This is a genomic window from Weissella viridescens (assembly GCF_001437355.1).
Classification (GTDB): domain Bacteria; phylum Bacillota; class Bacilli; order Lactobacillales; family Lactobacillaceae; genus Weissella; species Weissella viridescens.
In genome coordinates this window covers 207,570-227,254 of sequence record NZ_JQBM01000002.1, presented here as the reverse complement: position 1 = coordinate 227,254, position 19,685 = coordinate 207,570, and the positions used below count along the sequence as shown (strand labels likewise).

Genomic DNA, 19,685 nt, shown 5'->3' with positions numbered 1-19,685 from the left:
CTTCTTCTGTAGTTTTAAATAAAGCGTGTAGCGTATAAGCCAATTGTAAAAATAAGGAAAGCCACAAACGCGACTCCGTCAATTTTAGTGAATTGCAGAACGCGGAACTTGGTCCGATGCTCCCCATCACGATAACCTCGAGCTTCCATGGCATCCCCCAACTCAATGGCGCGCTTAATCGCGTTCACAAAGAGTGGGATGAGCAGTGGAATATATGATTTGGCACGTTTGATTAAGCCACCCTCGTTGAAAGCCACCCCACGGGCGCGCTGCGCGTTCATAATTGATTCCGCTTCATCCATCAAGGTTGGCACGAAACGGAGCGCAATCGACACCATAAGGGCCAATTCAGACACCGGTACGCCAATCTTACGCAATGGTTTCATCAATGACTCCATTGCATCGGCAACTTCCAATGGCGGTGTGGTTAAGGTCAAAATTGTTGTAAACATGATAATTAACATGAAACGTACAAACACAACCACACTATTAATGACCCCGTCAGTGGTAATCGTGAAAATCCACCAATGGAATAGCACGGTTCCAGTATTCATAAAGAATAACTGCAACAAGGTCGTGATGAACATCAACATCGCCAGTGGTTTCAAGCCATCAAAGAAAACTTTAATACCTAAGCCAGTCATGTAGATGCTCAATCCGACAAATGCTGCCGCAAATAGATAACCGAAAACATTGTTCGCCATGAAAATCACGAAAATGAAAACCATACTTAAGATGAACTTCGTTCGTGCATCTAAACGATGAACCCACGAATCACCAGGTAGGTAACGCCCTAAAATCAGTTTATTCATGGGTCGGTCCTCCAATCAAGCTAACGACTTGATCTGCCAAATGGTCTAAGTCAAGCACGTGCTCAATGGGTAGCCCTTTGGCTTGCAACATATCCGCAAATTGTGTGGCTGCTGGTACATCTAGCTGACGTTCGCGTAGCCAGTCACTATCTGCAAAGACAGCTTCTGGTGTTCCAGATTTCACAACGGTTCCACCGTCAAAGACCAATACGTTATCGGCGTATTCGCCGACAAACTCCATTTGGTGCGTAATCAAAATAACAGTGAGGTTGTGTTCCTTTTGCAAGGTCGCAAATAATGTCATCAATTCCTGCTGACCTTCCGGATCTAGTCCAGCCGTTGGTTCATCCAACACTAGGATCTCAGGTTCCATCGCAATCACACCCGCAATCGCAACCCGGCGCATTTGCCCGCCAGATAGGTCAAACGGTGATTTGTCATAACTGCTTTCGGGCATTCCGACGAGTTGTAAGGCTTTCTTCGCGGCATCTTCGGCGTCACTCTTGCTCATGCCGTAGTTCATCGGTCCGAACATCACGTCTGCAATCACACTTTGCTCAAACAACTGGGCTTCTGGAAATTGAAAAACCATCCCAATGTGACGGCGAATCTGGTTCAACGTCTTCTTGTCCGTTTCCGCATCCATCGTCGTGTCGCCAATTTGAATTGAGCCTGATGTTGGTAACGCCAGTCCATCCAATTGTTGCACCATGGTCGACTTACCAGAACCAGTATGCCCAATCACTGCTGTAAAACTGTGTTCTGGAATTGTAAAGTTCACATCATGTAAAGCTGGCGTTGCAAAGGGGGTGCCAGCTTGATAGGTAAATGCTACATCTTTGAATGTAATTGCCATATCCAATCGACCATCCCTTCCGTTGTTTGATACGTATCAGGCACCTTTACACCTCGTGCTGTTAATTTTTCTTTGAGTTGCTCAGCAAAGGGTACCGCCAAACCAAGTTCCTTCAAGCGATCCGCATTAGAAAAAATCACTTCTGGTGTATCAACATCGTTAATTTCACCATCGTTTAAAATCACCACTTGGTCAGCGCTAGCTGCTTCATCAATGTCATGTGTGATTGAGAGCACCGTTAGTGCGTCCCCCATTTCCTGTTTCAAGTCACGAACAAGCTGGATCATCTCACGACGCCCCTTAGGGTCAAGCATTGAAGTGGCTTCGTCCAGAATCAAAATTTTTGGTTCAATCGCCAAAACGGATGCCATCGCTACGCGTTGCTTTTGTCCACCAGATAAACGTGCTGGTTCACGGTCAGCAAACTGATCCATCTGAACACGTTTCAAAGCTTCCGGTACAATCTTAACCATCTTGTCACGAGGTACTTGGCGATTTTCTAACCCAAAGGCGACATCGTCTGCCACCGTCGCGCCCACGAATTGATTATCAGGGTTTTGAAACACCATCCCGACCAAGTCACGAACGGTGTACATGTGTTCTTCATCAACGGGAACGCCATCAACCGTAATACTTCCAGCGTTTGGCACAAGCAAATAATTAATCAGCTTGGCAAACGTCGACTTACCTGAACCGTTGTGTCCGATAATGGCCACCCAATCGCCTGCATTAATCGTTAAATTCAGATGATTTAACGCAGGTGTTTCCGCATTGGGATATGTGAATGACACATCTTTAAATTCAATAATCGGTTGCATGCTGGTGTTCCTCCATTTCAGAATAAAGTGCTATTAGATTATAATACCAAATATTCATTCAAATGGCTTATTTTCCCTAATAAAAAGAGTGTTTATTTGGACAATAGAATGCCCTATACTAGTAATTAACGAAAAAAGCACGGCGGAAGACGACGAAAGAATCATTTTGCGCTAACAACGTGGCCGACCACCAAGGCCCATCCACCACAACCTGCTTTTCATTAAACTAAGACCAAAGGACAATACAACAAATGAGTGATATTGATTTAAGCCGTTCCAACGATTACCGGAACGTAACCGACTATTTTAAAGGACAATCGGACGAATACATCCGTGATACGCTGAATTCACGTCGCGGCAAGATGGTAGCGATTATGCAAAATCTAAGCCACGACTTTAACAAGGCTTCAGCGGTACGTAACAGTAATGCATTTGGCATGCGTAAGCTCATTTTCTTGAACCCTGAGAACCGCACCCACATGGACGACCCTGAAGGTGCCAAGAAGTGGGATCGTCGCGGAGCGCTTGGTACGCAAAACTACGAGTCAATCGAGCACCACCGTGTGACCGACTATCAAGAGGTGTTCGACCAATTGCACGACGAGGGCTATACAATTTACGCCGTCGACAATACACCAGGCTACAATCCGCAATCACTATATAAGACGGAATTCCCTGAAAAGTCAGCCTTCCTCTTCGGTGAAGAGCAACTCGGTTTGGCGGACGACTTGATTGAAGCTGCCGATGCCATGGTCTACATCCCCCAATACGGGAGCGTCCGTTCAGTCAACGTCAGTGTTGCCAACGGGATTATCGCTGCCTTTTATGCCAGCCAACATATGCCCCAAGAATAAACAAAAACACGGCCACCTGTGCCGTGTTTTTTTGTGCCTTGATTGTGATGTGATGAAAAAATTCATCTGGCCTAGCAAACATAGAAAAAACCGCTTCGGGACCACACTTGGCCGACCGAAACGGTTCAAAAATTTAATTACTTTTTGTTGTAGTCGTTATAAACTGACTTTTGCTTTCCGTGAAGTGTAATGTTTAACTTACGCTCCAACCAAGGCATTACCCAGTAGTCCAAACCTAGGACACGACCTGAACCATTCATCACAGCCAATGAAGCTGGGGCGAACAAGAACAATGTAATGTCTGAACGTGTAATAGCCATAAGTACAAAGGTCATCACAATTCCCACGAATCCGGCCACTGAAGTGAACAATCCGAAGGTCATGAACCAACCAATTAAGGCCATCACAACACCAATCCAGCTACCAGCAAAGACTGACGCTGAACCAAAGGTAATCCAAGTAATCCCCAAGACAATACGCAATGGTAGTGTGAACAAAACATTGGCGTGACGTGATGCCCAACCGAAGAATGGTTCGCGACCATCAGGTGCGTTGAAGAATTCATCACGTAGGTAGTGACCCAAGTAGTAGAAGCTGTGAATTTGCAAGTAGAAGTAAATGTTAATCACGTGCTTGAACATGTTGGCGAAGAATCCTGAAAGACCAATTCCAGACTTACCAATCTTGAAGTTTCCGATTTGATACAAGATACCAACGGCATAACGTGAACCAATTGAAACAGCATAACCTTGGTAACGACCCTTAAATTCCTTACGTTGACCCTTTTGTGTCAAATCGTAAACAATGTTAGGCACGATAGTTTTAGAAGCAGATTCTGCACCTTCAACCGTTTGTGGTGTCCATCCGGCACGCTTGTTGTTTGGATCAGCAAGCTTTGGATCTTGGTATGCAGCTGCATCACCAGAAACATAAATATCTTCGTAACCAACGGCACGAGAGTATTCATCAGCCATGAAACGAGCACCAGGTCCAAGGTCAAGTCCCCATTGTGCCCCTTGATCCTTAGCCTTAACACCGGCAGTCCAGATCAAAGTTTGTGTAGGAACTTCAGTACCATCCTTAAGAACAGCTGCGTTTTCCTTCACTTCAACAACAGATGTTGACTTGTAAATGTGCACATTGTGCGCTTCAAAGTGCTTTTCAGCCTTATCGGCCAAGTCACGCTTAGTCAACATGTTCAAAATTGTTGGTGCAGCTTCGATGATATCAATCTTAATTTCGTCTTCATCAAGACCATTTGAAAGGGCCAAACTGTGACGTTGGTCCATCAATTCACCAGCTAATTCAGCACCAGTAAATCCAGAACCAACAACAACGATGTGCAACATTGCAGCACGCTTAGCAGGATCTAATTCAACGGCTCCACGACGAATAACATCTTCGATGTGTTCGCGTAAACGAAGTGCTTCTTCATATGACCAAAGTGTGAAACCAAATTCTTCAACACCAGGAGTACCGAAAGTATTTGTCGTTCCACCAGTTGCCAAAACAAGCTTCTCATAAGGCACATCTCCAATAGATGTCTTAACAATCTTTTGATCCTTATCGATATCACTTACTTCAGCAGTCACCAACTTAACGTTCTTGTCATTGTGGAACAATGTTCCCAAATCCTTACGAACGTGTTCAGGTTGGACACGGCCAGTAGCGACTTCGTGTAATTCAGTCATATAAGTCATGAATGAATGCTTATCGATCAAAACAATTTGGTAATCAGTCCCTTTTAATTGCTTTGCCAACTTTCGTGTTGCAGTGATACCAGCAAAACCGGCTCCTACAACAACGACATTTTTAGTTGCCATATGAAAATCTCCTTAGTATTAAGTGCATTTTTTATAATCACTCTCTATTTTAGACCAAATTTCACAATTTGTACAGGTTGATTATGCATGCTTTAAGGTAGGTTCTAACTCCTTCAATCTTTGATTACGACAAGCTTTTTGATGGATATTCCTCTTAAATCCGCATGCGGGAACTCATTTAAATTTGATTTTCAAAACAAAAAATGAATTGTTTTCACAATCCGTTTTTTACATATTACTTATTCAGTTGCTTCTTTTTTGTCGCCCTTCATACCAGCATGGATATGATCAATGTTCCACTTTACCATGTCATAATACGTGTCTCCATCAGTACCCTTCTTGGCTAATGAATCCGTATAAATCTTTGAGTAAATTGGCAAACCAGTTTCCTTAGAAACCTTTTCCATTGACTTAGGTGATACTGAACTTTCCACGAACAATGACTTAACATCTGACTTATCAACCTTAGCCAAGACTTGCTTCATTTGTTCTGGTGTTCCTTGTGACTCAGTGTTGATTTCCCAGATATAGGCTGGAGTAATCCCGTAAGCCTTAGAGAAATACTTAAAGGCACCTTCTGATGTTACCAACAAACGTTGGTTTTCAGGAACGTCCTTGAACTTAGACTTAGCTTCAGTATCTAATGCATCAAGCTCATCGATATATTGATCAGCACGTTGTTGAATACGCTTTGCCGCAGCATCAGAAGACTTGTCTTTCAATACTTCAGTAATTTCTTCAACATACTTAATTCCGTTTTGTAGGTCTAACCACGCGTGTGGATCTTCTTCATCTTTGTTTGTTGTTAGGTGCAATGGCTTAACGTGTTGTGAAGCAGCAAAGACTTGTTCGTTGTCCTTCTTGTTAGCTGTCTTCGTCAACTTAGTAAACCAACCACTACCACCAGTTTCAAGATTCAAACCGTTATGGAAAATAACATCCGCATCAGTTGTCGCTTGAATATCTTTAGTCGTCGGATCATATTCGTGTGGATCAGTTCCACGACTAACAATACTGTAAACTTCAACATCGTCACCACCAACTTGTTCAACCATATCTTCCAAGATTGAATTTGTTGTAACAACTTTTAACTTGTCATTTGTCTTTGATGTTTGTGCATCACGTCCATTCACAAACCAAAAGACACCCCCAACAACAACTGCCAGCGCAGCAAAAGTTACCAATAATTTCTTAAACATGTTTTCCCCCTAGTTTTTGAAAAAAGCCTTGCTTTGGTGCAATAAGAAACGAAATCATAAAGATTGCCGCAGCAACCAAGACGATAGCTGGACCAGATGCCCAGTCAAAGGTATATGAAAGATAAAGACCAATAGTTGACGCAATCACCCCAAAGATTGACGCCAAGACTAGCATGATTGATAAACGGTTAGTCCATAAGAAGGCTGTTGCCGCAGGTGTAATTAACATTGCCACAATCAAAATCAACCCAACAGTTTGAAGCGCTGATACTGTAACCAATGTCAACACAATCATCAACGCATATTGCATTACTGTTGTGTTCAAACCATATGACTTAGCAAATGTTTCATCAAAAGATGTCACTAACAGTTCCTTGTAGGCGAAGACAACGAAAATCACAACAATTGCTAGAATAATCACTGTTGTCAACAAGTCTGAGTCCGAAACGGCCAAGACGTTACCAAAAAGAATGTGGTGCAAATTAGTTGATGAACCAGCCATTGAAATCAAAATGAATCCCAAAGCAAAGAATGCAGAGAAGACGATTCCGATTGATGTATCGTTCTTCAACTTACTATGTTGAGAAACATAACCAATTAATAGTGCCGCTAATACCCCAAATGCTGTGGCACCAAGCATAAGATTAATCCCAAGCATATAGGCAACTGCCACACCAGGTAGAACTGAGTGAGAAATGGCATCACCCATCAATGACATACCGCGTAAAATAATGAAACTTCCAATGAGTCCTGACATAATTCCGACCATGATTGAGGCCATCAAAGCACTTTGTAGGAAGTTGTATTGCCCTAAGGCTGAAACGAATTCTGTAATACTTGCGAACATCTTAAGCGTCCCCCTTGTCTTCAAATAGGACATTTCCGAGATCAGCTGAGAAGGCATGTCCAATGTTTTCACGTGTATAAACGTCAGCAACTGGACCAGCGGCAACGATTCCGTGGTTCATGATGACAAGATCATCAAAGTATTCAGTTACTTTATTCAAGTCGTGGTGAATGACGATAATCGTTTTACCTTGATCACGCCACAACTTTAAAATACGCATGATGTCAGCTTCTGACTTCATATCGATTCCAACGAAAGGTTCATCCAAAATAACCACTTCTGCTTCTTGCACGACAGCACGGGCAACGAAGACACGTTGTAATTGTCCACCAGATAATTCACCAATTTGGCGTTTCTTAAATTCAGATAGCTTCAATTGTTCTAAGGCATCACTTGCAGCAGCCTTTTCTTTCGCACCAGGGCTTTTGAATAATCCTAACCGACCATAGGTCCCTGTTAAAACCACGTCAAAAACGTTGATAGGAAAGCTCATATCTAAGTTGGCACGTTGTTCAACATAAGCCGTCTTTTGACGTACCTTGCTTACTTCTTGCCCATCTAATTTCACATCACCAGCTTGCTTCTTGATTAGCCCTAGAATTGACTTAATCAAGGTTGATTTACCCGCACCGTTTGGCCCGATAATTCCTGTAATTTTACCAGGTTCAAACTTAACTGATAAATCTTCAAAAACCGGCGTTGATGTATATCCGACGGTCAAATTTTTGACTTCTAACATTATATCCTCCAAAAATAGTTTTATCGGTGATAAAACTTTTTTTATTTTGCTACTTGAATAATTTAACAAACTTAGGCACGAAGAACAATCCTTTTTCATTGATTGAAAAATAAATGTAATGTTGTTTCAATTATGTGTCAGAACGGGATTCTGAAGCCTTATCCAGCCATATATTATGCAATTTTGGCATAAAAAAAACAGCACTCCGGAGAGTACTGTTTTTTAAAGTTAATGGAAACAGAATTACTTCAATTCTGCAGCTCCACCAGCTTCTTCGATTTGTGACTTCAAGGCGTTGGCGTCATCTTCTGACAAACCTTCCTTAACGATTGATGGTGCACCATCAACCAAGTCCTTAGCTTCCTTCAAGCCCAAGCCAGTTGCTTCACGAACTGCCTTGATAACCTTGATCTTAGCTGAACCAGCTGAAGTCAATTCAACATCAAATTCAGTCTTAGCAGCAGCGGCGTCTCCACCAGCAGCACCAGCAGCGGCTACAGGGGCAGCAGCTGAAACACCAAATTCTTCTTCGATAGCTGAAACCAAGTCAGCCAAGTCCATAATCGTTGCTTCCTTCAATGAAGCAATGATTGAATCCTTATCAAAAGCCATGATAAAATCCTCCAATTATATTGTACCTTCCGGTATGTTTTAGTTTATGTTGTGTGAGTAAACTCACGGATTAACAGGCAAAACTTAACGAATTAAGCTTCTTCTGTTTCTTCCTTAGCGTCCTTAACAGCGTTAATAGCGTAAGCGACGTTACGGATAGGTGCTTGCAATGTTGACAACAACATTGATAGCAAACCATCGCGGTCTGGCAATGAAGCGTACTTGTTGATTTCTTCAACAGAAACAACATGTCCGTCAACCACACCACCCTTGATTTCCAATGCTTCGATTGAATCAGAATACTTCTTCAAAATACGAGCAGGGGCAATAGGGTCTTCGTTTGAGAATGCGACAGCTGAAGGTCCAGCAAACAAATCATTCAAGTCAGAAAGACCGGCAGCATCGGCTGCACGAGTCAAAACCTTGTTCTTGATAACTTGTAGTTGTACACCTTCTTGGCGCAAAGCTGAACGTAGTTCTGTTGACTCAGCAACAGTTAATCCACGTACGTCAACAACAATGGCTGAAGCGGCTTGCTTGAACTTGTCAGCAGCTTCTTCAACTTGTTGTGCTTTTAAAGCAATAGTTGCTTCACTCATGGTATCATTCCTCCTATTTAGATTTGATCCTAACTAAAACCCTCGGCACAATTGTACCGAGGGTCAAAAGTCGCTTTCGCGTTTTTTGCACTTCCTCGGCTGGATATTAAGTCTTACGACACCTGCGTCTTAGGTAGAATCTATTGATTACTCAGATTACTATAACAGTTATCCAAGGAAGCGTCAACAAACAACCAACTTAAAATTTATTAGAAACTAATAAATTACAATGAAGTTGGGTCGATGTTGATAGCAGGTCCAAATGTTGAAGAAATTGATACGTGTTGTACGTATGTTCCCTTAACTGATGAAGGACGTGCCTTAAGGATTAGGTCTCCCAAAGCCTTAAGGTTTCCAGCTAACTTGTCAGCATCGAATGAAACCTTACCGGCAGGAACTGCAACGTTTCCGTCACGGTCTGTACGGTATGTTACTTGACCTGACTTAGCGTCAGAAACGGCCTTAGCCACGTCAAATGTAACAGTTCCAGTCTTAGGGTTAGGCATCAAGCCCTTAGGTCCCAATGTACGTCCAACACGACCAACTTGCGCCATCATGTCAGGTGTAGCAATGGCAACGTCAAAGTCCAACCAACCGTCAGAAATGCGTTGTACCAAATCAGCAGCACCAACAACGTCGGCACCAGCTGCTTCAGCTTCTTTAGCCTTATCTCCTTGAGCAAAGACCACAACAGTTTGGTCCTTACCAGTACCGTTAGGCAAAACAACGGCACCACGTAATTGTTGATCAGCTTGACGCGTATCAACGTTTAAGTTAAATGCAATTTCAACAGTTGCATCAAACTTAGCAAAATCAATATCTTTTACCAAAGCGGCTGCTTCGTCGATAGAGTACAACTTGTCACTATCAACCTTTTCTGCAGCTGCGATATACTTTTTACCATACTTCTTAGCCATGGGTAGCTATTCCTCCTTGCAAATGCGGTCAAATGGTCGTCCAAGACCTCCCGCTTGATCATGCTTAGTTTCCTATGCGATCCGTACTAAAACGCTAGATTAGCCTTCAACAGTGAAGCCCATTGAACGTGCAGTACCTTCGATCATGCGAGCTGCTGCTTCCACATCAGCCGCGTTTAGATCTTGCATCTTAGTTTCCGCAATCTCACGAACTTGAGCAGCAGTAACTGTAGCGACCTTCTTCGTGTTAGGTTCTCCAGAACCCTTTTCAACACCAGCGGCCTTCTTTAGCAATACAGCTGCAGGTGGCGTCTTAGTGACGAACTCGAATGAACGATCCTCATATACAGTAATAACTACTGGAATTAGCATACCGTCTTGATCAGCAGTACGTGCGTTAAATTCCTTTGCGAATCCCATGATGTTAACACCGGCTTGACCCAATGCAGGTCCAACTGGTGGTGCAGGTGTAGCCTTACCGGCTGGAATCTGCAACTTAACAATACTTGAAACTTTCTTAGCCACGATTGTTTCCTCCTTCGTGTTTGTGGTATAAATGGCGAGTTTCGATTTCCGCCTCCCACATATACGTGTCACCACGCATACCTAATGTATTATAATAAACCCCTCGTACTTTTGCAAGCCCGAGGGGAAATATTTTTTAAACGACTGGCTTAATGTCAGCGAATGAAATTTCAGTTGGTGTTTCACGACCCAAGAAGTTAACCAATACCGTTACTTCTTGTTTATCGTTATCGATATCTGTGATGGTACCTTCCATACCTTCAAATGATCCGCTCGTAATGTTTACAACATCACCAACTTCAGCATCGATATGATCAACCACATCACGTTGTGTATCTTCAACGCGGGCCAACATTTCGTCAACTTCTTCAGGCAACAATGACGTTGGCTTTGAACCACCACCGTGTGAACCCAAGAATCCAGTAACACCTGGTGTGTTACGAACGACATACCAAGCTTCGTCGGTCATCACCATTTCAACCAAAACGTAACCAGGGAAGTCGTTTTCCTTAACAACTTTTGTCTCACCGTTTTCGTTAACTGTTACTTCACGTTCTGGAACCACAACGCGGAAAATATAATCCGTCATCCCCATTGTTTCGATTCGAGATTCAAGGTTAGTCTTCACACTGTTTTCGTATCCTGAATACGTGTGGATCACATACCATTGGTTGTCAAAAGATTCGTCTGCCATGTTGCCTCCTAAATTTATGCTAAATAAAAACCCCCACGATTGGAGGTTAGTTTATTGTTTGCTCGTTAATGACTTTATTATAACCCAGTCCGGTTATTTCGACAAGAACGTAATCCCTTGTTCGAAAATCCAGTCTGCACTTCCCAAGAACAATGCAAAGAAGAGGCTAGTCAAGATAACAACCGTTGTATCATGGATATTTTGGTTGAATGTTGGCCAAGTCACTTTCTTCATTTCTGCAAAAACGCTGTTAATAAATTTCATGCCTACTCTCCTTTACATTGTTTTACATGGTTTCGCGATGAATGGTATGTTTTTCGCAATACTTGCAATACTTTTTGACTTCTAACCGAGTTGAGCGGTCTGGCTTCTTGGCAATCGTATAGTTTCGTGAACCACATTCATTGCACGCCAATGCAACTTTCTTCTGGGCCATGTTAAATCCCGCCTTACTTTTTTATTTCATATCGTATAGTGTACCATGTTTTAGCAGAAACAACAGTCTAAATCCACACATTCATCGATAAAAACGGTGTTGCTTCAAACAATCGAAATACTTTTGGATTAATCGCCACTGTTGGCAACACCATGAAACTGAGCACTGTAACTGTGCCGCACATTCCTTAAGTGGATATCCCTGTAAGCGCATCTGTAACAACTGCTGCTGTGCTGGCTTGAGATCCGCTTGGACGCGGCCTTTCATATCACACCATTCCACTTTTGTACTGGCTGGGAGTCGTTGCTGAGCAGACTCAGGTAGATAAGCTAAGCATTCATCAGAAAGAACGGTGTCGAATTTGACCTGGAACTCTTTCCGCCAGATGGTCGTCACATGATGGTACACCGCGCGTTGAAAGTAACTGGTTAACACTCCCCAATGTTGTTGGGGCAATTTGGCTAAGCAACGGTACATCACCAAACGACATTCATGATACCAATCCTCCGCTTTCGGGCGAACCCGCTGTTGCGTATACTGGCGCCAAATCCAACCATCAAATTCGTGCACGACTCTCTCAAGCGCCTGCTCATCCCCAGCAATTGCTGCTGCTAACAGCTCATGTTTTTCTTGCTTTGTTAACATACCATCCCCCCTTTGGAAGGTTTATTATGCCAACCGCAAAAAGACGGTGCAAGCTTATGTTCTGATAATCACTCAGTATGTTTTGCGGTATGTCTTTTTTCATATGGCCGGGGTAATCTTCCGCTGGTCGACGCACTTCCCATGCCTTTTCTCATACTAAGCGTCAGGAAAACATCACAAAAATCAAAACCAATATGTCGGGGTGGTTGCCCATTTTGCAAAAAGAAAACGCCTGATGCATATCAGGCGTTTCGTTTATCTTATAAAGGATGACGTGAGTTAAAGCCTTGATAAATCAAGAGACTTGCTGCAACTGACGCATTCAAACTTTGAACATGACCAATCATTGGAATTGAAAGGGTCTCATCCACAGCCTTTTTTAGCAAAGGTGAAATACCCTTACCTTCATTACCAATAATTAAAGCAGTTGGACCTTGGGCATTCCAACGACGATAATCGGCCCCATCCATATCCGTCCCAAAGACCCAAAGGCCTTGTTCCTTCAATTTTTCGACGGTTTGCACAAGGTTAGTGACGCGGGCCACCGGAACGTGCTCAATTGCCCCTGTTGATGTCTTGGCGACAGTTGCCGTCAATTGCACGGCACGACGCTTAGGAATAATAATCCCGTGCACACCAGCCGCATCAGCAGTACGTAAGATTGATCCAAGGTTGTGTGGATCTTCAATTGAATCCAGAATCAAAATGAATGGTGCTTCATCACGTTCGGCTGCCAAAGCAAACATATCATCAATACTTGCGTAAGCGTACGCCGCAATTGAAAGAACAACTCCTTGATGATTTTGACCATTCGTTAATTCATCCAACTTAGCCTTAGGCGCATCTTGAATAATCAAGCCACGCTTTTTCGCCAAGGTCGTTAGTTCGTTACGGGTCTTGTCTTGCAACCCTGATTGGAGCCACACCTTGTTGATTTGCGTTTCACCCTTTAAGGCTTCGGTTGCTGCATGAATCCCGAAAATAAATTCGGCATCATCCGTTGCATTGATTTCAGGTGTCACCGCTTTAGGCGCTTGTGAGCGCTTAGCTTGCTTGGGACGATCCTGATTTTTAGGACGATTTTGACGTCCCTTTTGTTTATTATTTTTTGGTTGTACCATTTGCTTTTGTCTTCCCATCTTCGACTTGCTTGAATACCCAGGTTACGAGTTCCTCGAGGCGTTCAATTTGATGACTGGCGTAGAGATACCCCACAAGGGCTTCAAAACCAGTTGAAATTCGGTAACTAACCACGTCAGTATTTTTGGCTTTCGTATGTGAATTTGCATTCCGTCCACGCTTGAAATACGTCATCTCTTCAGGCGTCAAATAATCTTCAGCTTCCATTAATGCAAATAAGGCTGCATGCGCCTTCGCTGAAACATATTGCTTTGATTGACGTTGCAATTGTTGTGGCTTGGTTAATCCCATTGCCAAAAGGTGTTGGCGGACGTAAATTTCATATACCGCGTCACCTAAATAGGCTAAATCAAGCCCATTCATTTGTTGATAATCTAGTTCATCTGAATTCATATTACATTCTTTCTATGGTCATTAGGCTTTATGCCAACGTGTTCCTTGTGGTGTGTCTTCCAAAATAATCCCTTGTTGTGTGAGCATATCCCGAATTTCATCTGAACGTGCAAAGTCGCGGTTAGCACGGGCTGCATCACGTTCATCAATTAAGGCTTGAATTTCTGCATCAACATCTGGGGCTGCACTAAAGCCATCAACCCCAAAAACACCCATCAAGGTTTCAATTTGGTGCAAGATTTCTGTCACCGTGTCTTCATGTACGGTTGTGCGTTCGGCATACTTATTCGCCAGTTCCACTAATTCGTAGACGACTGCCAAAGCATTTTGCACATTGAAATCATCATCCATCGCTGCATCGTACTTGGCCACTAACTCAGTAATTTCCGTCATAACGTCAGCATCAGTTCCGGCAACAGCGTCCCCTTCACGGAAAGCAACGTTACGGTATCCTGTCCGAATCCGTTCCAAATTACGTTCAGCTTGTTGCATATTCCGCTCAGAAAATGCAATTGGACGACGATATTGGGTTGTTGCCATGAAGAAACGCAACACCATTGGATCATCAACTTGTTGCAATAAATCATGTACCGTTGTGAAGTTACCCAAAGACTTTGACATCTTTTCTTCTGCATCCCCAACTGTGACAAAGCCGTTATGCAACCACTTATTCACAAACGTTTCACCCGTCTTGGCTTCAGTCTGAGCAATTTCATTCGTGTGATGTGGAAAGGCTAAGTCAATTCCACCACCGTGGATATCAAAATGGTTGCCCAAGTACTTCGTTGACATGACCGAGCATTCAATGTGCCAGCCAGGACGGCCTTGCCCCCATGGTGACTCCCACGCAATTTCATCATCACGTTTGGCAGCTTTCCAGACAGCGAAGTCCATTGGATCTTCTTTACGTGCCATTTCAGCATCATCAAGACGTCCTGCCGCATTGTGTTCCATGTCATCAATGTTTTGATGGGCTAATTCGCCATAGTGATTAAACTTTCGGGCGCGATAATAAACATCCCCTTCTGATTCATAGGCATAGCCATTATCGATTAAGTCTTGGACAAATTCGATAATCTCTGGAATGTTATCCGTTGCGCGTGGTTGGGTGGTTGCAGGCTTGATATTTAAAGGTTTTGTATCTTCAAAATAAGCTGCAATAAATTTATCAGCAAGCGCTGGCACTGTCGTTCCTTGTTCACGGGCCGTGGTGATCATTTTGTCATCAATATCTGTGAAGTTGGAAACATAGTTAACCTTGTAGCCTTTGTATTCAAAATAACGACGAATCGTATCAAAAGCAATCGCTGAACGTGCGTTACCAATATGAATGTAGTTATATACGGTAGGGCCACAGACATACATATTGATCTCATTTTCATGCATGGGGATAAACTCTTCTTTGGTGAGGCTCAATGTATTAAATACTTTCATGATAAGCTCCGTTCCTTTTCTTATAGAATATTTCTAGTTTAACACAAAAAACGACCAAAAAGCTTTGGTCGTTTTATATGAAGTTATTAATAGTCACTGCGCTGGCGAATTGCTAGAATCGCGACAGCAATTAGTGCCACTACCCAACTGAGGGTCGCAAGCAAGACACCAAACATCGTTGATTTTGCAGGAACATACTGCAAACTTAGGACATTGTCACCTTGCTTTTGGTCAACTTTTAAACTACCCACATCTGAGATTTTCCGTTGACTTGGCTTAATCTCATGGTTGTTCAACTTAACCTTGGTGCGATAGTACGCCACTGCAGGCACGTTTTGCGTTCCTGATTTTTCAGCTTGCCAACGTAATTCTAATACCCCATTTGGTTTCACAACATGTTGATAGTCGGTTCGCTGCTCAGCAATTTCTTTCCGGTACGCTTGGTAATAGTTTACCTGACTATAGTCAGCCACCTTCACTGGCAAATAGTCAGGTGTCACACGATCAATGACCGTAATTAATTTACTTAAATCATGTGAGTGCAAAGCCGGTTGTAAGTCTGTAATTGCATTTAGTTTTTTACCATTATCATCTCGCACAACCAAGACGTTATCAGTTGTTTCAAGACCTTTGGCAATTGAAACATCCGAATTGCGATAATCTAGCACGCGTTTGTTAAACGTTACGAGCAAACTCATCACTGCCATAATACTCATCACAATCGTCACAAATGACACCACTTGCTTCAATACTTCACTGCGATTAGCGCGGTAAATATTGGTATAGATAGCCGCTGTTCCAATCATCAAAAGTGGCACGCCAATAATTGAAAGACGTGTTGGCATTTGTAGGAAATTACGTAAGGCTGGGAACTGCTCATTGATGGTTTGCCATGGTACCAAAGATGATCCTAATAGGATATAGATGATAGCTATAATGGTAATGATTTTTTCAATCGGTTGAATCTTATGCCAAAACATAATCATACCGGCTACGGCAAGATACAAAATAAAACTAATCAATGTGCAATCAAGTCGATCAGAATTTGGGATGATTAAATCCATCGTTCCATTCTGCAAGTTCATTGAAACTGGTGGTAAAAGGGTATTTTGCTTAACCAATTCTAGGTATGGCAAAATGACATTCAAGCTTAATACCAAGGCAACTACAGCCGCCATGATACAACGCACTAGCGCCTGGACCTTATGGCTTGTCTTCAACCATCCCACGATAAATGGTACCACTAAGAATGGCAGTGCTAACATCATCGTGAGTAATTGGGCTTGCAAAATTGCTGCCACAATCACGCTTAAACTCAACATTGCGCGCATTGACCAATCACGGTTATAGAAATTTACCATGGGTATCACTAATAGCGGTACCAACGCGAGGGCAAAAGCACGCCACGTTCCCCCAAAAATGTATCCATATATCGAAATCGATGTCATGAAAATGACAGCCGTCGCAATCGAAATTTTAAGGGGTACACGTAATTTACGTGCTGCAAAATAAGCCGTTGTCCCGGCAGCAAAGAACAAAATGCCGTTTACCAAAACTTCAAATTTAAACCATGTTCCGGTCACTAGGAGAAGTGCCCCAAATACATAGCCTAATAACGGGCTGTATACTTCATTAACAATCCGCCCAGACTGCTGAAATGAGTAGAGATTCATGAAGCTGAAGTTTCCATGCTTGATTTGCATCGCCGCTTCATAAATTCGGTTATTTTGGAAATAACTGTCCACGCCCATAATCGCAGTATGATTCAATATCATTGGTGATAATAATAATACCGAAATTAGCGCGATTACTAAGAATGCTTTAACATTTTTGTGTAGCTGAATTTTATGCATTAATTTCTAACCTTTGTGTTTAGTTTATTCGTCAGACTATGTTCGCACGAAAAAACAGGTAATTCAACAGCCGTCACTATGATTATTAAAAGTCTTAAAACATTTTTATGATAATTATAGATTTGGCACTGTGAATTACCTGTTTAGTTTACTTCCACCACGTATCAAATACAGTGACAGGTCCTTGACGCTTATGTTCCGTCTTGGCATACCAATTTTCAATCTTTTCGGCGACATCTTCAGGCACTTCACGCCCTTCAAGATAGTCATCAATGTTTGTGTAAGTCACACCCAATGCCACTTCATCTGGCAAAGCAGGCCGGTCTTCTTCAAGGTCGGCGGTTGGTGTCTTTTCATACAAATGCTTTGGTGCATCCAAATATTCGAGAATCTGGCGACCTTGGCGCTTGTCTAAGCGATGCAAAGGCGTGATGTCAGCGGCACCATCCCCAAACTTCGTGTAGAAACCAGTTACCGCTTCAGCAGCGTGATCAGTTCCAACAACAAGCCCACCGTATTGACCAGCAACAGCGTATTGGAAAATCATACGTTGACGGGCCTTGATGTTGCCCTTATTAAAGTCAGAAACGTCAACTGTGTTCGCTTCAACTTCCTTTACGGTGTCTTCAGTAACGGATTGAATGTTCACACGAATTGTCTTGTCGGCATTTTGCCAAGCAATAGCATCTAAAGCATCTTGTTCATCCGCTTGCTCGTTATATGGTAAACGCATGGCAATGAATTGGTAATCAGCATCACCCGTTTCTTCACGCAATTCAGTGATAGCTGTTTGCGCCATCTTACCAGCTAGGGTTGAATCTTGGCCACCCGAAATACCAAGGACATAGGTCTTCAAATGCGTTGATTGGAGGTAACCTTTTAATAAATCGACTGAGCGGCGGAATTCCTTGGCTGGATCAATTTCTGGTTGCACACCTAATGCATTAATAATTTCTTGTTGCTTTTCACGCATAGCATTTGCTTCCTTTTTAATTTTAGTATTTTTCTAAGTCTTCGTTTTCACTTGAAAGTTCTTTAACATAAGCACGGATATCATCAATCAATGCCATCTTATTATCCCAAGCCTTCTTAGACAAATCAACTGGATATTCTTGTGGATTCAAATCACGACGGTACTCTGGCCATAGTGCATGCAAGGCTTCGTGTGAGTATTGACGAATCTCTTTAACCGCTGGTGATTCGTAAACGACTTCACCATCGACCACAACGTCATGTAAAATTGGACGCGCCGTGTAGTCCTTAACGGTCTTATTCAAATATGGATAGTTAGGATGGAACATGTAGAGACCTTCAGGCAAATCACGTGGGTCTTCATCACTCAACGCAATGTAGTCACCCTGTGACTTACCATCTTTATTAGAGGTAATGCGCCATACTTGCTTCTTACCTGGTGTTGAGATTTTTTCAGCTGATCCAGAAATTTTAATGGTATCAACCATCTCACCCTTATCATTTTCAATTGAAACAACCTTATAAACACCACCCAAGGCTGGTTGGTCATAGGCTGTAATCAATTTTGTTCCAATACCCCAAACATCAATCTTAGCGTCTTGACGCTTCAAACTTGTGATAGTTTCTTCATCTAAATCATTTGATGCATAAATCTTAGCATCTGGGAAACCAGCATCATCCAACATGTGACGGACACCCTTTGAAAGGTAAGCCATATCACCAGAATCAATACGAACCCCTTGGAAGTTAATCTTATCACCAAATTCCTTGGCAACTCGAATCGCAGCCGGAACACCAGAATGCAATGTGTCATACGTATCAACTAAGAAGACAACGTCACGATGTGTTTCTGCATAGGCCTTGAAGGCTTCATAATCACTACGGTATGTTTGCACCAAACTGTGCGCATGCGTTCCTGAAATCGGAATGTTGAATAACTTTCCGGCACGGACATTTGACGTTGCGTCAAATCCACCAATATAGGCCGCACGGGTTCCCCACAAAGCAGCATCCATCTCTTGGGCACGACGAGTACCGAATTCTAATAGACCTTGATTACCGACGACCGTGCGAATACGCGCTGCCTTAGTTGCAATCAGTGTCTGGTAATTTACAATATTTAACAAAGGTGTTTCGATCAATTGCGCATCAAAAACATTTCCTTCAACTTGTAGGATTGGCTCATTGTTAAAGACTGGCTCACCCTCACGTGGTGCACGAACAGTCCCCTTAAAACGCCAGTTTTCCAAATAATCGATAAAGCTTGGGTCAAATTCGCCACTTTCCCGTAAATAAGCAATATCAGTTGCTGAGAAATGTAGTCCGTTAAGATAGTCCAATACACGTTCGAGGCCAGCGAAAATAGCGTAACCATTTTCAAAAGGCATCTTACGGAAATACATTTCAAAGACGGCCTGACGTTCATGGATGCCTTCTAGAAAGTAAGTTTGCATCATTGAAAGTTGATAGGCGTCTGTATGCAACGCTAAACTATCGTCGGGATATTGATTAGTCAT

General features: G+C 42.7%; 22 protein-coding genes and 1 other annotated feature. Of the genes, 1 reads left to right on the top strand and 21 read right to left on the bottom strand.

All coding sequences use genetic code 11. The annotated features are described in order from the left end of the window. Positions 1 to 14: 14 nt before the first annotated feature. From IV50_RS03765 to IV50_RS03755, 3 genes are read right to left on the bottom strand one after another with little or no spacing between them, the layout of a single operon-like run. Positions 15 to 812 (bottom strand): energy-coupling factor transporter transmembrane component T family protein, encoded by a 798-nt coding sequence (locus IV50_RS03765; protein WP_057745302.1) that lies wholly within the window; start codon positions 810 to 812, stop codon positions 15 to 17. Further along, complete coding sequence (locus tag IV50_RS03760; RefSeq protein WP_057745300.1) at positions 805 to 1,668, bottom strand: energy-coupling factor transporter ATPase; 864 nt, start codon at positions 1,666 to 1,668, stop codon at positions 805 to 807. The genes IV50_RS03765 and IV50_RS03760 overlap by 8 nt, the downstream gene beginning before the upstream one ends. Beyond that, positions 1,644 to 2,486: an energy-coupling factor ABC transporter ATP-binding protein gene (locus IV50_RS03755; protein ID WP_057745297.1), complete on the bottom strand. Its 843-nt coding sequence runs from the start codon at positions 2,484 to 2,486 to the stop codon at positions 1,644 to 1,646. The genes IV50_RS03760 and IV50_RS03755 overlap by 25 nt, the downstream gene beginning before the upstream one ends. Before the next feature lie 251 nt (positions 2,487 to 2,737). Here IV50_RS03755 and IV50_RS03750 point away from each other — a divergent pair, with 251 nt between their 5' ends. Then, positions 2,738 to 3,340: a TrmH family RNA methyltransferase gene (locus IV50_RS03750; RefSeq protein WP_057745294.1), complete on the top strand. Its 603-nt coding sequence runs from the start codon at positions 2,738 to 2,740 to the stop codon at positions 3,338 to 3,340. Between the two features lie 137 nt (positions 3,341 to 3,477). Here IV50_RS03750 and IV50_RS03745 read toward each other — a convergent pair whose 3' ends face one another. From IV50_RS03745 to IV50_RS03665, 18 genes are all read right to left on the bottom strand, one after another. After that, entirely contained in the window at positions 3,478 to 5,163 is a 1,686-nt protein-coding gene (locus IV50_RS03745; RefSeq protein WP_057745291.1) for an NAD(P)/FAD-dependent oxidoreductase, read from the bottom strand. Between the two features lie 239 nt (positions 5,164 to 5,402). Further along, positions 5,403 to 6,362 (bottom strand): metal ABC transporter solute-binding protein, Zn/Mn family, encoded by a 960-nt coding sequence (locus IV50_RS03740; RefSeq protein WP_057745288.1) that lies wholly within the window; start codon positions 6,360 to 6,362, stop codon positions 5,403 to 5,405. Continuing rightward, positions 6,355 to 7,209, bottom strand: coding sequence for a metal ABC transporter permease (locus IV50_RS03735; protein WP_057745285.1), 855 nt, complete (start codon positions 7,207 to 7,209; stop codon positions 6,355 to 6,357). Before IV50_RS03735 ends, IV50_RS03740 begins: the two co-directional genes overlap by 8 nt. Before the next feature lies 1 nt (position 7,210). Next, complete coding sequence (locus tag IV50_RS03730; protein ID WP_057745282.1) at positions 7,211 to 7,948, bottom strand: metal ABC transporter ATP-binding protein; 738 nt, start codon at positions 7,946 to 7,948, stop codon at positions 7,211 to 7,213. 243 nt (positions 7,949 to 8,191) lie between these two features. Then, positions 8,192 to 8,560: a 50S ribosomal protein L7/L12 gene (rplL, locus tag IV50_RS03725; RefSeq protein WP_057745279.1), complete on the bottom strand. Its 369-nt coding sequence runs from the start codon at positions 8,558 to 8,560 to the stop codon at positions 8,192 to 8,194. 92 nt (positions 8,561 to 8,652) lie between these two features. After that, positions 8,653 to 9,159 carry a 50S ribosomal protein L10 gene (rplJ, locus tag IV50_RS03720; protein ID WP_057745276.1) on the bottom strand — a complete coding sequence of 169 codons (507 nt, stop codon included), beginning with the start codon at positions 9,157 to 9,159 and terminating at the stop codon, positions 8,653 to 8,655. Positions 9,160 to 9,183: 24 nt separating this feature from the next. Next, positions 9,184 to 9,311 (bottom strand) — a sequence feature (ribosomal protein L10 leader region). Between the two features lie 72 nt (positions 9,312 to 9,383). After that, entirely contained in the window at positions 9,384 to 10,076 is a 693-nt protein-coding gene (rplA, locus tag IV50_RS03715) for a 50S ribosomal protein L1 (RefSeq protein ID WP_057745273.1), read from the bottom strand. A 99-nt stretch (positions 10,077 to 10,175) separates the two neighbouring features. Next, positions 10,176 to 10,601 (bottom strand): 50S ribosomal protein L11, encoded by a 426-nt coding sequence (gene rplK / locus IV50_RS03710; protein WP_057745270.1) that lies wholly within the window; start codon positions 10,599 to 10,601, stop codon positions 10,176 to 10,178. Positions 10,602 to 10,737: 136 nt separating this feature from the next. Continuing rightward, entirely contained in the window at positions 10,738 to 11,295 is a 558-nt protein-coding gene (gene nusG, locus IV50_RS03705; RefSeq protein ID WP_057745268.1) for a transcription termination/antitermination protein NusG, read from the bottom strand. Between the two features lie 93 nt (positions 11,296 to 11,388). Then, positions 11,389 to 11,559 (bottom strand): preprotein translocase subunit SecE, encoded by a 171-nt coding sequence (gene secE / locus IV50_RS03700; RefSeq protein WP_057745265.1) that lies wholly within the window; start codon positions 11,557 to 11,559, stop codon positions 11,389 to 11,391. A gap of 22 nt (positions 11,560 to 11,581) precedes the next feature. Further along, positions 11,582 to 11,731 (bottom strand): 50S ribosomal protein L33, encoded by a 150-nt coding sequence (gene rpmG, locus IV50_RS07730; protein ID WP_072152315.1) that lies wholly within the window; start codon positions 11,729 to 11,731, stop codon positions 11,582 to 11,584. A gap of 81 nt (positions 11,732 to 11,812) precedes the next feature. After that, positions 11,813 to 12,376 (bottom strand): hypothetical protein, encoded by a 564-nt coding sequence (locus tag IV50_RS03695; protein WP_057745261.1) that lies wholly within the window; start codon positions 12,374 to 12,376, stop codon positions 11,813 to 11,815. Positions 12,377 to 12,636: 260 nt separating this feature from the next. After that, on the bottom strand, positions 12,637 to 13,497 hold the full coding sequence (rlmB, locus tag IV50_RS03690; RefSeq protein WP_082625986.1) for a 23S rRNA (guanosine(2251)-2'-O)-methyltransferase RlmB: 861 nt from the start codon (positions 13,495 to 13,497) through the stop codon (positions 12,637 to 12,639). Beyond that, positions 13,478 to 13,909, bottom strand: coding sequence for a Mini-ribonuclease 3 (locus IV50_RS03685; RefSeq protein WP_057745257.1), 432 nt, complete (start codon positions 13,907 to 13,909; stop codon positions 13,478 to 13,480). Before IV50_RS03685 ends, rlmB begins: the two co-directional genes overlap by 20 nt. 21 nt (positions 13,910 to 13,930) lie before the next feature. Next, positions 13,931 to 15,346 carry a cysteine--tRNA ligase gene (gene cysS / locus IV50_RS03680; RefSeq protein ID WP_057745254.1) on the bottom strand — a complete coding sequence of 472 codons (1,416 nt, stop codon included), beginning with the start codon at positions 15,344 to 15,346 and terminating at the stop codon, positions 13,931 to 13,933. 83 nt (positions 15,347 to 15,429) lie between these two features. Further along, complete coding sequence (locus tag IV50_RS03675; protein WP_141324894.1) at positions 15,430 to 17,118, bottom strand: hypothetical protein; 1,689 nt, start codon at positions 17,116 to 17,118, stop codon at positions 15,430 to 15,432. A 226-nt stretch (positions 17,119 to 17,344) separates the two neighbouring features. Continuing rightward, on the bottom strand, positions 17,345 to 18,169 hold the full coding sequence (gene nadE / locus IV50_RS03670) for an ammonia-dependent NAD(+) synthetase (RefSeq protein WP_057745248.1): 825 nt from the start codon (positions 18,167 to 18,169) through the stop codon (positions 17,345 to 17,347). A 22-nt stretch (positions 18,170 to 18,191) separates the two neighbouring features. Beyond that, on the bottom strand, positions 18,192 to 19,685 hold the full coding sequence (locus tag IV50_RS03665) for a nicotinate phosphoribosyltransferase (protein ID WP_057745245.1): 1,494 nt from the start codon (positions 19,683 to 19,685) through the stop codon (positions 18,192 to 18,194).